10 protein-coding genes and 1 pseudogene are annotated in these 14,098 nt (G+C 75.0%); 5 read left to right on the forward strand and 6 right to left on the reverse strand.

Translation table 11 applies throughout. The features are described from left to right. Positions 1-647, forward strand: a pseudogene (locus ACTZWW_RS16120) (hypothetical protein); the annotation flags it as partial. A gap of 93 nt (positions 648-740) precedes the next feature. Beyond that, positions 741-1,529, forward strand: coding sequence for a flagellar type III secretion system pore protein FliP (fliP, locus tag ACTZWW_RS16125; RefSeq protein ID WP_444781991.1), 789 nt, complete (start codon positions 741-743; stop codon positions 1,527-1,529). Positions 1,530-1,544: 15 nt separating this feature from the next. Here fliP and ACTZWW_RS16130 read toward each other — a convergent pair whose 3' ends face one another. From ACTZWW_RS16130 to ACTZWW_RS16155, 6 genes are all read right to left on the reverse strand, one after another. Next, on the reverse strand, positions 1,545-5,165 hold the full coding sequence (locus ACTZWW_RS16130) for a hypothetical protein (RefSeq protein ID WP_444781992.1): 3,621 nt from the start codon (positions 5,163-5,165) through the stop codon (positions 1,545-1,547). A 74-nt stretch (positions 5,166-5,239) separates the two neighbouring features. After that, positions 5,240-6,121, reverse strand: a complete 882-nt coding sequence (locus ACTZWW_RS16135) for a YhjD/YihY/BrkB family envelope integrity protein (RefSeq protein ID WP_444781993.1) — start codon at positions 6,119-6,121, stop codon at positions 5,240-5,242. Then, the gene (locus tag ACTZWW_RS16140) at positions 6,121-7,371 is read right to left on the reverse strand and encodes a CCA tRNA nucleotidyltransferase (RefSeq protein WP_444781994.1); all 1,251 of its coding nucleotides are present in this window, start codon (positions 7,369-7,371) and stop codon (positions 6,121-6,123) included. The genes ACTZWW_RS16135 and ACTZWW_RS16140 overlap by 1 nt, the downstream gene beginning before the upstream one ends. A 52-nt stretch (positions 7,372-7,423) precedes the next feature. Further along, entirely contained in the window at positions 7,424-7,681 is a 258-nt protein-coding gene (locus ACTZWW_RS16145) for a DUF6111 family protein (RefSeq protein WP_444781995.1), read from the reverse strand. After that, positions 7,678-8,322, reverse strand: a complete 645-nt coding sequence (locus ACTZWW_RS16150) for a CoA pyrophosphatase (protein ID WP_444781996.1) — start codon at positions 8,320-8,322, stop codon at positions 7,678-7,680. Before ACTZWW_RS16150 ends, ACTZWW_RS16145 begins: the two co-directional genes overlap by 4 nt. A 165-nt stretch (positions 8,323-8,487) precedes the next feature. Further along, complete coding sequence (locus ACTZWW_RS16155; RefSeq protein WP_444781997.1) at positions 8,488-9,075, reverse strand: DUF1285 domain-containing protein; 588 nt, start codon at positions 9,073-9,075, stop codon at positions 8,488-8,490. A 238-nt stretch (positions 9,076-9,313) separates the two neighbouring features. Between ACTZWW_RS16155 and ACTZWW_RS16160 the strand changes: the two genes are divergently transcribed. Genes ACTZWW_RS16160 through ACTZWW_RS16170 form a run of 3 tightly spaced genes read left to right on the forward strand, consistent with a single transcriptional unit; the run spans position 9,314 to position 14,088 of the window. Beyond that, positions 9,314-10,339 (forward strand): AAA family ATPase, encoded by a 1,026-nt coding sequence (locus tag ACTZWW_RS16160; protein WP_444781998.1) that lies wholly within the window; start codon positions 9,314-9,316, stop codon positions 10,337-10,339. A 10-nt stretch (positions 10,340-10,349) separates the two neighbouring features. Then, positions 10,350-11,282, forward strand: a complete 933-nt coding sequence (locus ACTZWW_RS16165) for a DUF58 domain-containing protein (RefSeq protein ID WP_444781999.1) — start codon at positions 10,350-10,352, stop codon at positions 11,280-11,282. A gap of 1 nt (position 11,283) precedes the next feature. Further along, positions 11,284-14,088, forward strand: a complete 2,805-nt coding sequence (locus tag ACTZWW_RS16170) for a DUF4159 domain-containing protein (protein WP_444782000.1) — start codon at positions 11,284-11,286, stop codon at positions 14,086-14,088. The last annotated feature ends 10 nt before the right edge of the window (positions 14,089-14,098 follow it).

Below are 14,098 nucleotides of genomic sequence, written 5' to 3' on the forward strand. Positions count from 1 at the left end.
GCGCAGACGAGCCCGCCGCGCCGCCGCCGCCGCCCGCCGCGCCGGCGCCCGAGACGGAGAGCGCGCTCGCCCCGACGCGGCCCGAGCCGTTCGCTGAATCCGGCGAGCCGGTCGCGGAGCCGCCGGCGGCGGAGGACGCGCCGACGGAGAACACGTCGGCGCAGATCGCACCCGCCGAGGAGGTCACGCCGGAGGAGGCCCCGCCGGAGGAGATCCCCGCGATGGCGCCCTCGCTCGACAAGGCCGATTGGCGGGACGGCGAGCCGGACACCCCGGCCGCGGAGGAATTCGTCGCCGACGAGGCGCCCGAGCCCGAGCCGATCGTCCCCGCGTCTTCGGAGCCCGTGCCTTCCGAGCAGATGTCCTCGGAGCCCGAGCTCCCGGTCTTCGGCGAACCACCATTCGAGGAGCCCGCTCCCGACGTGCCGATCGCCGACGCCACGCCCGCCGTGGAGCCCGCCGTGGAGCCCGACCTGGAGCCCGACCTGGAGCCCGACGCGGAGCCTGCGGCCGAGCCGCCCCCGGCGCCCCAGCCGGCTTCGGAGCGGCCGGCATCCAAGCCCATCGACCCGTTCTCGGTCGAGGAGATCGAGGCCGAGTTCGCCCGCCTGCTCGGGCGCGCACCGAGCCGCGACGAGAGGTCCTGAGCTTATCCAGCGCCTTCGCCGCGACGCCGCTTGCGTCGCGGCGTCCGATTGCGCAGCGTCCGGAACCGTGGCGGCAATCGGCGAATCAGGGACATGACCGGCCTCGACCTCGACGCGCGCCTGCGTCGCGTCCGCCGCGTGCGGGCAGCGGCCGCCGGTCTCGCGCTGGCGGCCTTCGCCGGCGGCCTCGTGGCCGCAGGACCCGCCGTCGCGCAGTCGATCACGCTCGACCTCGGCGAGGGTGACGGCGTCACCGAGCGGGCGCTCCAGCTCGTCGCGCTGATCACGGTCCTGGCGCTCGCGCCGTCGATCCTGGTGATGATCACATCCTTCACGCGGATCGTGGTCGTGCTCTCGCTGCTGCGCTCGGCGATCGGGACGCAGACGGCGCCGCCGAACGGGGTCATCGTTTCGCTGGCGCTCTTCCTCACCGCCTTCGTGATGGCGCCGACCTTCACCGTCGCCTACGAGGAGGGCATCCAGCCGCTGCTGGCGAACGAGATCACCGCCGAGCAGGCGTTCGAGCGCGGCATCGCGCCGTTCCGCACCTTCATGCTCGCCCATGTGCGCGAGCGCGACCTCGAGCTCTTCGTCGGCCTCTCGGGAGACGCGGCCCCGCAGACGCCGGACGATCTCGGCCTGCACGTGCTCGTGCCCGCCTTCATGATCTCGGAGCTGCGCCGCGCCTTCGAGATCGGCTTCCTGCTCTTCGTCCCCTTCCTGATCATCGACCTCGTCGTCGCCTCGATCCTGATGTCGGTGGGCATGATGATGCTGCCGCCGGTCACGGTCTCGCTGCCGTTCAAGCTGATCTTCTTCGTGCTGGTGGACGGCTGGAGCCTGGTCGCGGGCTCGTTGGTGCAGAGCTACGGCGGGGGATAGCGCGGGCCGTCCGCCTCAGAGCGCCTGCTGCCCGTCCGTCGCCCGCGCCTCCGGGCCGGGCACCGGAACCGGCGTCGGCTCGGTCGCCGGCTGCGCCGGAGCCGCGGCGTCCTGCGCCACCGCGGGCGGCTCTCCCGGCGCCCCCGCCTCCACCATCGGCCCGACGGGCAGCGCCGCCGCGGGGTGGCGCGCCTGCAGCGCGGCGAGGAAGTCGGCGAGCGTGTCCTCGCTCGAGATCGTGCGCGCCGCCTCGCGGAAAGCGGGTGTGGCGAGCGCGCCCGGATCGGAGAGCAGCACGAAGCCCGGCGCGTCGGCGGAAGCGCTCATCGCGTCGGCGAACTTGGCCTTCAGGCGGTCTAGGCCGATCGCGTCCTGGCCGAGATTGTAGGCGAGCGCGGCGCGCATCACGTCGGTTCGCTCGCGATCGGTGAGCTCGCGCTCCTCCTGCCAGCTCGTCCCGGCGAGCGCCTCGTGCGCCTCCCCCGCCTCGCGCCAGCGCCGTCCGGTCCACCAGATGTCGGCGCGCAGGCGGTCGATCTCCGGGCCGCTCTCGTCCTCGATCACCTCGAGCGCCAGGTCGGTCCGCGAGAGGTCGGAGAGCGCGCGCGCCTCGATGAGGTTGCGCACGCGGCGCACCGCCCGCGGCAGCTCGGCGATGCGCGTACGCTCGATCGTCGCGAGCGCCTCGGCCGGTTGCGCGTCCATCAGCAGGATCGTCGCGAGCCGCGCCGCCACCGCCGCGCGCCCAGCGCCCTCGAGCCGGTTGTCCACCTGGTGCCGAAGCAGCTCGGCCGCCTTGTCGAGCAGCCCGAGCGAGACGAGCCGGTCGGCGAGCCGCCGCACGATCTCGTCGCCGCGCCGGCCGATGGGCAGGAACTCCTTGAAGTCGAAGAACAGAGCGACCGCCTCGACCTCGTCGAGGTCCGCCCCGCGGCCGGAGAGGAAGAGGTCGTCGAAGGCCTGGGCCGTCTCCTCGTGGAGCTGCAGCGTGACGGGGTGGTCCGGGTAGATGAGGTTCGCCATGTGCGCCGTGAAGAAGGCGTCGCGCCAGCGCCCCGCATCGGCGTAGAGCCGCCCGAGCAGGCCCATGGTCTCGACCTCGACCTCGTCCCCGCGCCAGGCGATGGCGAGGCGCTCGAGCGCCTCCATCGCCTCGGTGGGGTCCATCTCGCCCTGCGCGAGCGCGAGGCGCACGCGGGCGAGCTCGGCCTCGGCCGCGACCGGGCGTGATCCCTCCTGCGCGAGCCGCGTCAGCTCGGCCAGCGCGAACTCCACGCGGCCGGTCTGCGTGTCGACGAGGGCGCGCACGACGTCGACCTCGTCGGTGGGCACGGCGCCGGGGTGCAGTCGCGCGATGCTGGTCAGCTGGTCGTCGGAAAAGCCGAAGTCGCGCTCGGCGAGCCCGGCGCGGGCGGCGGCGAGGCGCAGGCGGCCCTGGAGGTCGTCCGGATAGGCGGAGAGCACGCGCTCGGCTCGGCCGAAGCCGGCGATCGCCCGCGGCGCGAGCCCGCGCTTCGAATCGACGTAGGCGCGCCAGAGCGCCGCCTCGGGCAGGTCGATGACGTCGTCCTGCGTCAGCACGGCGTCGGCCGCGTCCCAGCGCCGGTTCATCGCCGCGAGAATGCCCTCGAGGAGGCGCACCTTCGGGTCGGCAGCGAGATCCGGATCCTCGGCGAGCGCGAAGCGAAAGACGCCTCCGGCCTCGGCCGCGAGGCCGTGGGCGAGCAGCGCGCGGGCGAGAGCCAGCCGCTCGCGGTTGCGCTCGGGCACGGGCGCATCGACGATCCGCGCGAGGCGCGCGCGCTGGTCGGCCTGCGCCGAGCCGCGCTGCGCCTCGACCCAGGCTTGATGGTCGAGGACGAGGTCGAGCGGCGCATCGGTCGCCCCGGCGTCGTCCGTCTCCGGGAGCGCGATCGAGAGCCCGGCGCCCCTGCCGATCGAGACGCCGTCGAGATCGGCCCGCACCACGACGTCGTCCGCGATCGCGGCGACGGCGATGCCGTGGGCGGTGGGGAGGAGCTCCAGCTCCGTGAAGCGCCGAGTCGAGGGCACGTTCCGCGCCGGCCCTGGTGCCGTGACGACGGCGATCCGCTCGCCGCCCTCGGGGAGGCCGATCCAGTGCACGCCGGTCGCGTCCAGAAGGTCCAGCGCTAGGCCGGTCCGGCCGTTGTCCTCGAGTACGGCCCGCACCGAGATCGGCTCGGGCGCGGCCTGCGCGGGCGTGCCGATGGTCAGCGTCCAGCCGCCCTCCTCCGGCGTCAGGCGCGCGACCCGCGGCTCGGTCAGGCGCAGGCGCGTCGTGACGAAGGGCCCCTCGCGCGCGAGCGTCTCCAGCCGAGCGAAGTCCGCGGCCGTGCCGGTGAGGTCCGGCTCCGGCAGGGTCGAGGGCGTCTGGAAGACGACCGTGACCACGCCCGCCCGGGTGAAGGCGGCGGCGGGCACCGTCGACGCGACGGGAAAGGCGATGCGCAGCCCGTCGGCGTCGACGCCGACGACGGGGACCTGGCGGGTCGTCGGCGCCGCCGGCTCGGCTGCCGCGGCAGGCGCGACGGCGGGCTCGGGCTGCGATGGGGGCTCGGGGGGCGGCGTCTCCCCGCCCGGCGCGGCGACGACCGGACGCGCGTCGACGGCGGGCGCGGGCGTGGGCGCTTCGGTGGGCGTCTCGGCGATCGGCGCAGCCTCGACGGACGCATCGCCCCCACCCTGCCCGCCGCCCTCACCCGGAAGGAAAGGCACGAGCCCCAGCGCCGCGCGCACGGGGGTGACGCCCCCGGCGGCGGGATCGAGGGGCTCGATGTCGAGGACGAAGCCCTCCTCCTCGCGAAAGCCGCGGGCGACCCAGCCGTCGTCGAGGTCGATGCGAACGTAGAGCGCCTCGCCGGTGTCGTCCTCGGACACGTCCGCGATGCCGGGGATCGTGGGCAACAGGCGTTCCGGCTCGAGCGCGAGGCGCTCGTCGAAGAAGAGCGTGATCGTGTCTTCCGTCGAGCGCGCCTCGACGGGCACGCCCTCGGGCGCGGCGAAGATCAGGCGGGTGAGGCCCGGCAGCTCGGCCACCCGCACCGGCATCGGCGCGGGCATCGCCTCGCGGCGTGCCGCACGCTCGGCGGAGAAGCGCTCCTCGGCCGCCGCAGCGCGCCGCGCGAGCTCGGCGACGACGTCCTCCGGCAGGCCCGGCGGCATGCCGCGCCAGGCCTCGGGCAGCAGGTCGACGAAGACGGTCTCGCCCGCCGGCAGTACGCTCGCCGAGAAGTTCTGCGAGAGCGCCATGCGCAGCCCCGTCCCGTCGGGGTCGCGCCGCACCTGGGCGACGTAGGAGGGGATCTCCTCGGCGATGCGCTCGGAGACGATCTCGACCGAACGGTCGAAGCGGATGACGAGGACGCCGTTGTCGGCGCGCGCGGCGACGGTCACGGGCGCGTCGAAGTCGAGGCGGATGCGGCCCCAGGTCGGCTCCTGCGCGGCGCGGATGCGCGCCTGCGGCGCCGATTGCGCCTGTGCCTGCTGCGCCTGGGCCGACGCGAGGCCGGGCTCGCCGGGGGCCGGCGCGAGCAGGATCAGCGGTGCGAGCGCGAGCGCGCGAACGCGATGCGCCCACGCCGTCGGCCTCTCCCGCTGTCTCGTCGCCCTCGTCACGCGCCGGTCGCCCCCTGGCGGCGAGCTTTCTCTCGCCGATCAACGGTCTTAGCGGCTCGCGGTTAATGGAGGGCTTAACGGTTCGCCGGCGCGCCCGCGGACGGCGCCGCGAGCGCGGCGTTGAGGGCCGCGCCGTAGAGGACGGCGCAGGCGCCCACGAAGAAGAACAGCAGCGTCGCGAAGGCGGCGGCGAAGGGGCCGTAGAGCACCTGCGGCGGCGCCACGTGGGTCTGGTAGAGCGCGACGAGGTTCACGCTCGCGATCCACGTCACGACGGAGACGGCGATCCCGGGCAGGACGGCGCGCAGCCGAAGACCGCTCGCAACGAGGCGCGTGTGTGCGAACACGAGCCCGCCCGCGACGAGCGCGAGGCCGCCGAGCGTCTGGCCGAGGAACAGGAGCGGCCCCGCACCCGGCGGCGGCGCGGCCGGCTCGACCGCGGGCGCCGTCGGTGGCAGGTCCGTCAACGCCGCGACGAGGCTCGCGAGCGCGAAGGCGAAAGCGGTGCCGGCAGCCACGAGCAGGATCGCGCGCAGGCGCCGGCGCAGCGCGCCCCCGTCGGCGGCGGCGGGTGCGTAGAACCGTGCGAGGCCGGTGCGCAGGATCTCGAGCGCGTTGCCCGCGAGCACGAGGAAGGCGAGCGCCATGAGGGGAAGCGCGGTGGTCGGCAGGCCGTCGGCGGCGGCGGCGATCGCCTGCGCCACCGGGCGGGCGATCAGCTTGGGCCAGAGCGCGAAGAGCCCGCGCTCGGCCGCGTGCAGGATGTCGGGGCTCGCGAGCCAGCGGGAGGCGAGTGCGATCGAGACGAACATCGGCAGCGTGGCGAAGGCCGCGCTCATGGCGAGGAGCGCCGCATAGGCCGTCCCGTCGCGCGCCGCGAAGAGCCTGCCGGCGCGCAGGAGCGGCGCCGTGCGCCCGCGCAGGCGCGATCCGGAGGGCGGCGCGCCGACCGTCATCACGGGCCGGCCGCCAGCGCGGCCGCGATCAGATCGGCCCGGTCCCCCTCGTCCGTCGGGCACCCCAGCGCGAGCCAGTGCGCCCGCGCACGCGCCATCGCCGCGCCGACGGCGGGCCCCTTCGGCACGCCCGCGGCGACGAGATCGCGGCCCCGCAGCGGCATCGTCGGCACGCGCGCGGGGTCGGCCTCGTAGCCGGCGACAGCCTGCATCGCCTCGAGCGATATCCCCGGCCGGGGCTCGCCGCCGAGCGCGGCGAGCGCATCGGCGACCGCGACGGGCGCGACGTCGGCGACGAGGCGGCGCACGCCGAGCGGGTCGACGGCCGTCGGGGCGTCGTGCAGGCGCTCGACGAGGCGGGCGTAGGCGTCGAGCCGGTCACCGTCGGCGTTGGGCAGCCGCAGCCGCTCGCGCAGCCGCGCGGCGTCCTCGCTGGTGGCGACGGCGAGCGCGGCGAGCCGTCCCGTCGCGTCCCGCCCCGCGGCGACGGCGCGCGCGAGCCGCGCCCCGTCCCCGATCCCCCCGAGGAAGCGCCCGAGGAAGCCCGCCTGCGCCATCGCCACGACGATCTCGACCGCGCGCCGCGCGACGAGGAGCCGCATCAGCTCGTTGCGCACGCGCTCGCGGGACAGGATCGCGACGCCCTCGCGCTCCAGGATCGCCGCATGCAGCCCCTGCGCGTCGAGATCGCCGTGCGCGAAATCCGCCGAGAAGCGGAAGAAGCGCAGGATGCGCAGGTAGTCCTCCCGGATGCGCCGGCGGGCGTCGCCGATGAAGCGAACCCGTCCCGCCGCGAGATCGGCGACGCCGCCGGCGTAGTCGTGCAGGCGGCCCTCCACGTCGAGCGAGAGCGCGTTGATGGTGAAGTCCCGCCGCAGCGCGTCCGCGGCGAAGTCGCGCCCGAAGCGCACCACCGCGTGCCGCCCGAAGGTCTCGACGTCCTCGCGCAGGCTGGTCACCTCGTAGGGCTCGCCCTTGACGACGACGGTGAGCGTGCCGTGCGCGAGCCCGGTCGGCACGACCTTGAAGCCCGCGGCCTGCGCCCGCGCGCGCGTGACGTCGGGATGCGCGGTCGTGGCGAGGTCGACCTCGTGGACGTGGCGTCCGACGAGGGCGTTGCGCACCGCCCCGCCGACGATGCGCGTCTCCTCGCCCTCGCCGTTCAAGGTCTGCAGCAGAAGACCGACGCGCGCTTCCGTCAGGAGCGCGGCGAGGCGTGCGTGATCGAGAGCGCTCTCTTGGAGGTTCATTCGCTGAGGCTCGATCATGGAGGCTCGATCATGGACGCTCGATCATGGAGGCTCATTCGAACCGGCCCGGCGAGATCGTCCCGTCCTGCCAGCTCGGCGGCTGGTAGACGCCCGTCGCACGCGGCGCCACCGCACCCGTATACACGAGGGCTGCGGCGACGAGCACGAGGCCCGCGATGGCGAGCGGCGGGATCGAGCGTTCCCAGTGCGCGAAGGCGAGCGGGTTGCGCTGCCGGATCAGCAGGTAGACGAAGAAGGCCGCGAAGGGCAGGAAGAAGAACAGGAGCTGCTGCAGGAACACGCGGGTCATGGAGCCTCCTCGCTGCGGGCCGGGGCGGGCTCGCGCGTCAGCCGCTCGTAGAGATGCCGCAGGATGCCCGCCGTCACGCCCCACACATAGCGGTTCGCGTGGGAGATCGCATAGTACCGGCGCAGCCGCCCGTTCCAGGCGCGCACGTGTAGCTCCTGGTTCCCCTCGTCGAAGGCGTGGGCCAGCGGCACCTCGAACGCCTCCGTGACCTCCGCCGGGTTGAGCCTCAGCGCGAAGCCCTCCGACACGAGGCCGACCACCGGAATCACGAGATAGCCCGAGGTCGAAAGGTAGGTGTCGGAATAGCCGAGCCGTGCGACGAAACGCGCGTCGAGCCCGATCTCCTCGCGCGCCTCGCGGAGCGCCGTATCCCAGGGCGTCGCGTCGCCCGCGTCGATTCGCCCGCCGGGGAAGGCGACCTGGCCGGAATGGGCGCGCAGCCGGCTCGAGCGGGTCGTGAACAGCAGCGTCGGTCCCTCGGGGCGCCGCACGATCGGGACGAGGACGGCCGCACGCTTGGGGTCGCGCGCCATCGGGGCGCCGGCGTTGAGGTCGTGATCGCCCCGCGCCGCGCCGAGCCGCCCGATCGGCTCCGGCGCCAGCCGCACGCGGGCGCGCTCCAGGAGCTCCGCCTCGGTCATCGGCTGCGGGCCGCAGAGGATCGGGATGCGCCCGCCGACGCCGCCTGCCGGCGGTCCCGCCGGCGTGGCGACTGAACAATTGCGCTATCGATGAATGCAATCCACCGACGCTCTCCGCTCCCCCTCGCGGGGAGGGGAAACCCTCGGCGGCCCGCATCCGTCCTCTCAGCCGGCATCGGCAGCGTCCATCATCGGCCAGAAGCCGCCGCCGGCGGCGACGCCGAAGACGTCGCGGCCGTCGATCGTACGCAGCTGCGCCATCTCGGCGAGATCGTAGGCCAGCGCGCGGGTGACGAGCGCCCACAGCTCCCCGCGGACCTTCACGTAGGGCTTCGCGCCCCCGTGCCCGTCGCGGGCGAAGACGAGGGGGTGGTCGGGCCCCACCGTCACCACGTCGTCGACGTTGGTGCGGAACGCAAGCCGGCGCGCCTCGCCCTCTCCCTCCACCGCCATCTCGACGGCGAGGAAAGGCGCGTCCTCGACCACGATCCCCACCCGCTCGACCGGGGTGACGAGCACGAAGCGCTCCGGGTCCTTGCGCAGCACGGAGGCGAACAGCCTGACGAGCGCGGGGCGGCCGATCGGCGTGCCCTGGTAGAACCAGGTGCCGTCCGCGGCGATGCGCATGTCGATCTCGCCGCAGTAAGGCGGGTTCCAGCGCTCCACCGGCGGCGCGCCGCGCCCGCCCTTCGCCGCGGCCACGAGGCGGGAGAGCGCGTCGGAGCCGCCGGTCTCGAACTCGTGATCAGCCATGATGCACACCCTCGCCCTTCGCGCGCCATGTTGCCAGAGGAGAAATGGTCCCGCGCGCCCGGTTTGTCGAACGCGCCGACGCGCGCGGCGTTCGGGACGCGCTGGTCGCGGGTTCTCGGATCGCCGGGCTGCGGCGGCGCGCCTCGCTTGCCACGGTGGCGCGATCGGCCCCAGACTTGCGTCCCGGGGCACGACCCGAGTCCCGGCTCGTCCGGACCGCACTTTCGAAGGTAGCCGCATGTCCCAGTCCCCCGCGCCCGACACGACCGACCTCGATGCGGCGATCGCCCGCTCCGCGGAGACGACGCTCGCCGCGCTCTCGCGGGCCCGCGAGGCTATTCACGGCGTGATCTTCGGCCAGGAGAAGGTCGTCGACCTCGCGCTGGTGACCATCCTCGCCGGCGGCCACGGTCTCCTCGTGGGCGTGCCGGGCCTCGCCAAGACGAAGCTCGTGGACACGCTCGGCACCGTGCTCGGGCTCGACGCGCGGCGCGTGCAGTTCACGCCGGACCTGATGCCGTCCGACATCCTGGGCTCCGAGATCCTCGAGGAGACCGCCGACCGTCGGCGCCATTTCCGCTTCATCAAGGGGCCGATCTTCGCGCAGCTGCTGATGGCGGACGAGATCAACCGGGCGAGCCCCCGCACGCAGTCGGCGCTGCTCCAGGCGATGCAGGAGCACCACGTCTCGGTGGGCGGCGAGCGCCACGACCTGCCGCGCCCCTTCCACGTGCTCGCGACGCAGAACCCGATCGAGCAGGAGGGCACCTACCCCCTCCCCGAAGCGCAGCTCGACCGCTTCCTGCTCGAGATCGACGTCGGCTACCCAGACCGCGTCGCCGAGCGGCGCATCCTGATCGAGACCACCGGCGTCGACGAGGCCCGGCCGGTCCCCGCCCTCTCCGGCGAGGAGCTCATGCAGGCCCAGCGCCTCGCGCGGGGCCTGCCCGTCGGCGAGAGCGTCGTCGAGGCGATCCTCGATCTCGTGCGCGCCGCGCGCCCCGGCGAGGGCGACGCCTCCGTTACCGACAAGCTGCTCTGGGGACCGGGCCCGCGCGCCTCGCAGGCGCTGATGTTCGCCGTGCGCGCCCGCGCGCTGATCGAGGGGCGGCTGTCGCCGTCGGTGGAGGACGTCGCGGCGCTCGCCGAGCCAGTGCTCAAGCACCGCATGGCGCTCACCTTCGCCGCGCGGGCCGACGGGGAGACCATCCCCGCCCTCGTCAGGCGCCTCGTCGAGCGCCTGTCGGCGCGGACCTCGAGCTGAGGGCGGGCGCATGGCGCGGGTGCGGGTCCACGAGCCGGCGATCAGGAACCCCGGACGCGCCGAGGCGGACGCGGCGCTGGCGCTCGCCCATCGCCTGCCGCGCCTCGTGCTGGAGGCGCGGCGCGTCTCCGCGACGCTCGCCCACGGCATCCACGGCCGCCGCCGGGCCGGCCCCGGCGAGAGCTTCTGGCAGTTCCGGCCCTTCCATCCCGGCGAGCCCGCGAGCCGGGTCGACTGGCGCCGCTCGGCCCGCGACGACCGGCTCTACGTGCGCGAGCGCGAGTGGGAGGCCGCGCACTCCGTCTATGTCTGGGTCGACCGCTCGGCCTCGATGGCCTTCTCCTCGGACCTCGCGCAGTGCCCGAAGATCGAGCGCGCGATCGTGCTCGGCCTCGCGCTCGCCGACGCCTTCGTCGAGGCCGGCGAGCGGGTGGGGCTGATCGGCCTCCTGCCGCCGCGCGCCTCGCGCCGGGTGGTCGAGACCTTCGCCGAGGCGATCGCCGCCGACCGGGCCGGCATCGACGCCGACCTGCCGCCGGAGGCGCCGCTGCGTGCCCAGGACGAGGCGCTCCTCGTCTCCGACTTCCTCACCCCGATCCCCGAGATCGCGCCGCGCATCGAGAGCCTGTCGGCGAGCGGCGCGCGTGGGCATCTGCTGATGATCGCCGATCCCGTGGAGGAGACCTTCCCCTTCGCCGGCCAGGCGGTGCTGGAGGATCTCGAGGGCGGCGGCCGGCTGCGGGTCGGCGACGCCGCCGCCTGGGGCGAGAGCTTCCGCACGCGGCTCGCCGAGCATCGCGGCGCGCTCGCCGACCTCGCCCGGCGCCGCGGCTGGACGCTCACGCTGCACCGTACGGACCGGCCCGCGAGCGAGGCGGCGCTGCGGGTCCTCACGCTGGTGGGTGCCTCGCGCGCCGGCCAGGGACTGACGGGAGCGGCCTGAGATGAGCTTCGCCGCCCCCCTCGTCCTCGCCGCGCTGGTGGCTCTGCCCGCGATCTGGCTGCTCCTGCGGGTCACCCCGCCGCAGCCGCGGCTCATCGCCTTCCCGCCCTTGAAGATCATCCGCGACCTCGCGCCCCGTCGCGAGACGCCGGCCCGGACCCCGTGGTGGCTGCTGGCGCTGCGCCTCGCGATCGCCGCCGCGCTGATCCTCGCCGCCGCCGGTCCGATCCTCAACCCGCCCCCGGCGCTCGACGGCGCCAGCGACGCGCCGGTGCTGCTCGTCGTCGACAACGGCGCGCTCGCCGCCGGCGACTGGGAGCGCCGCGCGGGCGTCCTCGTCGAGCAGGGCGAGGCGCTCGCGCGCGCGGGGCGCTCGCTCGGCATCGTCGCGACGGCCGAGCCGACGCCGCAAATCCCGCTTCTCGCCCCCGCCGCGGCGCTGGAGCGCCTGCGCGCCATCCGCCCCGCGCCGCACCTCGCCGGGCGCGACGCCGCCCTTCCCGCCGTCGCCGGCTTCCTCGCGGAGCATCCCGAGGCGCAGGTCGTGTGGATCGCCGACGGGGTCGCAGGACCGGAGGAGGACGGCTTTCCCGCCGCACTGGCGGAGGTTGTCGGCGATCGCTCGATCGTCGTCTTCTCCGAGCAGCGCGCCCCTGCGCGTGCCCTCGCGGGGACCGACAACACCGCCGCCGGCCTCGTCGCCACGCTGGTGCGCGCCGAGCCGAACGGGCGCGACGCGGGCGTCCTGCGCGCGGTCGACCTGCGCGGGCTGCCCGTCGGCGAGACGCCCTTCGCCTTCGAGCCGGGCGCGACCGAGACGACGGCGCGCTTCGACCTGCCGATCGAGCTGCGCAACGCCATCGCCCGCGTCGAGATCTCCGGCGAGAGCTCGGCCGCCGCCGTCTCGTTGATCGACGAGCGCTCCCAGCGCCGGCGGGTGGGCATCGTCTCGGGCGCGAGCCTCGACCAGGCGCAGCCGCTGCTCGCCCCGACCTTCTACATCGAGCGCGCGCTCGCCCCCTTCGCCGAGATCCTGGAGGCGCGCGGCAGCGCGTCGGAGGGCGTCGAGCGGATGCTCGACGACGACGTCTCGGTGCTCGTGCTGGCCGACGTCGGCGCGCTCGAGCCCGCGGTGGCGGTGCGCGTCGAGGAATTCGTCGCGGGAGGCGGGCTCTTGCTGCGCTTCGCCGGCCCGCGGCTCTCCGCCGGGTCGGACGATCTCGTCCCGGTGCGCCTGCGCCGCGGAGGGCGCACGCTGGGCGGCGCGCTCTCCTGGGACACGCCGCGCACGCTGGCGCCCTTCACCCGCGAGAGCCCCTTCCAGGGCCTCGCGGTGCCCGAGGACCTCGGCGTGCGCCGCCAGATCCTGGCGGAGCCCGACGCGACGCTGCCCGAGCGCACCTGGGCCGCGCTCGAGGACGGCACGCCCATCGTCACCGCCGAGCGGCGCGGCGACGGGCTCCTCGTGCTCTTCCACGTCACGGCGGACGCGAGCTGGTCGAACCTGCCGCTGACGGGTCTCTTCGTCGACATGCTCCGGCGCACGATCGCCTTCTCGGCGGCGCCGGCCGCCGCGCGGGCGCAGGGCGGCGAGGATGCCGGCCCGCCGGTCGCGCCGCGCCAGGTGCTCGACGGCTTCGGCGCCTTCGTCTCGCCCCCGCCCGACGCCGTGCCGGTGACGCGTGCCTTCGCCGAGCGTGCGAAGGCGGAGCATCCGCCGGGCTTCTACGGCCCGGTCGACGCGGCGCTCGCGATCAACGCCCTCCTGCCGGGCGACCGGCTGGCGCCGCTCGACCTCGCCCCGCTCGACGCCGTGCGCGCGCCGCTCGAGCCAGCGGAGACGGTCGACCTGCGCGCGCCCCTTCTCGCCGCCGCCCTGGTGCTCCTCATGATCGACAGCCTCGCCTCGCTCTGGCTCGGGGGCCACCTCGGACGCCTGACGGGCCGCGCGCGCCGGGCCGGCGCCGCCGCCGCGATCGTGCTGGGCGCGCTCGGAGCCCTCGCCGCGCCCGACCCGGCCCGCGCACAGGCGGCGGCGGAGGACATCGGCATCCTGTCGCGCGAGGTGCTGGAGGGGGCCTTCGAGACGCGCCTCGCCTACGTGATCACCGGCGACTCGCGCGTCGACGAGACGAGCCGCGCGGGCCTCGACGGCCTCTCGCGGGTGCTCGCCCGGCGCACGGCACTGGAGCCGGGAGACCCCGTCGGCGTCGACCTCGAGCGCGACGAGCTCGCCTTCTTCCCGCTGCTCTACTGGCCGATCACGCCCGACCGCCCGCTGCCCTCGCTCGAGGCGATCCGCGCCCTCGACGCCTACATGAAGAGCGGCGGCACGGTGATCTTCGACACCCGCGACGCGCTCACCTGGCGCCCCTCCGGCGCGCCGACGCCGGAGACCGCCTACCTGCGGCGCATGCTCGCGACGCTCGACATCCCGCCGCTGGAGCCGCTTCCCGCGGACCACGTGATCACCAAGACGTTCTACATCCTGCGCGAGCTGCCGGGCCGCTTCGACCGCTCGGAGACCTGGGTCGAGGCGATGCCGGCGATCGGAGCGGACGACGTCGTGCGCCCCGCCCGCTCCGGCGACGGCGTCTCGCCGATCATCATCACCGGCAACGACCTCGCCGCCGCCTGGGCGATCGGCCCCGGCGGAGAGCCGATGTACCCGGTCAGCGGATCGGGCACGCGCCAGCGCGAGATGGCCTATCGCGCGGGGGTCAACATCGTCATGTACACGCTCACCGGGAACTACAAGGCGGACCAGGTGCACGTCCCCGCCCTGCTCGAGCGGCTCGGAAACTGAGAGGCCCAAG

This window comes from Salinarimonas sp. NSM (assembly GCF_052380005.1).
In the GTDB taxonomy this organism is placed as follows: domain Bacteria; phylum Pseudomonadota; class Alphaproteobacteria; order Rhizobiales; family Beijerinckiaceae; genus Salinarimonas.

Excerpts from the sequence above, each read along its gene's own strand:
- fliP (WP_444781991.1), top strand. The coding sequence starts at position 741 with ATGACCGGCCTCGACCTCGACGCGCGCCTGCGTCGCGTCCGCCGCGTG.
- ACTZWW_RS16135 (WP_444781993.1), bottom strand. The coding sequence starts at position 6,121 with ATGACGGTCGGCGCGCCGCCCTCCGGATCGCGCCTGCGCGGGCGCACG.
- ACTZWW_RS16140 (WP_444781994.1), bottom strand. The coding sequence starts at position 7,371 with ATGAACCTCCAAGAGAGCGCTCTCGATCACGCACGCCTCGCCGCGCTC.
- ACTZWW_RS16145 (WP_444781995.1), bottom strand. The coding sequence starts at position 7,681 with ATGACCCGCGTGTTCCTGCAGCAGCTCCTGTTCTTCTTCCTGCCCTTC.
- ACTZWW_RS16150 (WP_444781996.1), bottom strand. The coding sequence starts at position 8,322 with ATGACCGAGGCGGAGCTCCTGGAGCGCGCCCGCGTGCGGCTGGCGCCG.
- ACTZWW_RS16155 (WP_444781997.1), bottom strand. The coding sequence starts at position 9,075 with ATGGCTGATCACGAGTTCGAGACCGGCGGCTCCGACGCGCTCTCCCGC.
- ACTZWW_RS16160 (WP_444781998.1), top strand. The coding sequence starts at position 9,314 with ATGTCCCAGTCCCCCGCGCCCGACACGACCGACCTCGATGCGGCGATC.
- ACTZWW_RS16165 (WP_444781999.1), top strand. The coding sequence starts at position 10,350 with ATGGCGCGGGTGCGGGTCCACGAGCCGGCGATCAGGAACCCCGGACGC.
- ACTZWW_RS16170 (WP_444782000.1), top strand. The coding sequence starts at position 11,284 with ATGAGCTTCGCCGCCCCCCTCGTCCTCGCCGCGCTGGTGGCTCTGCCC.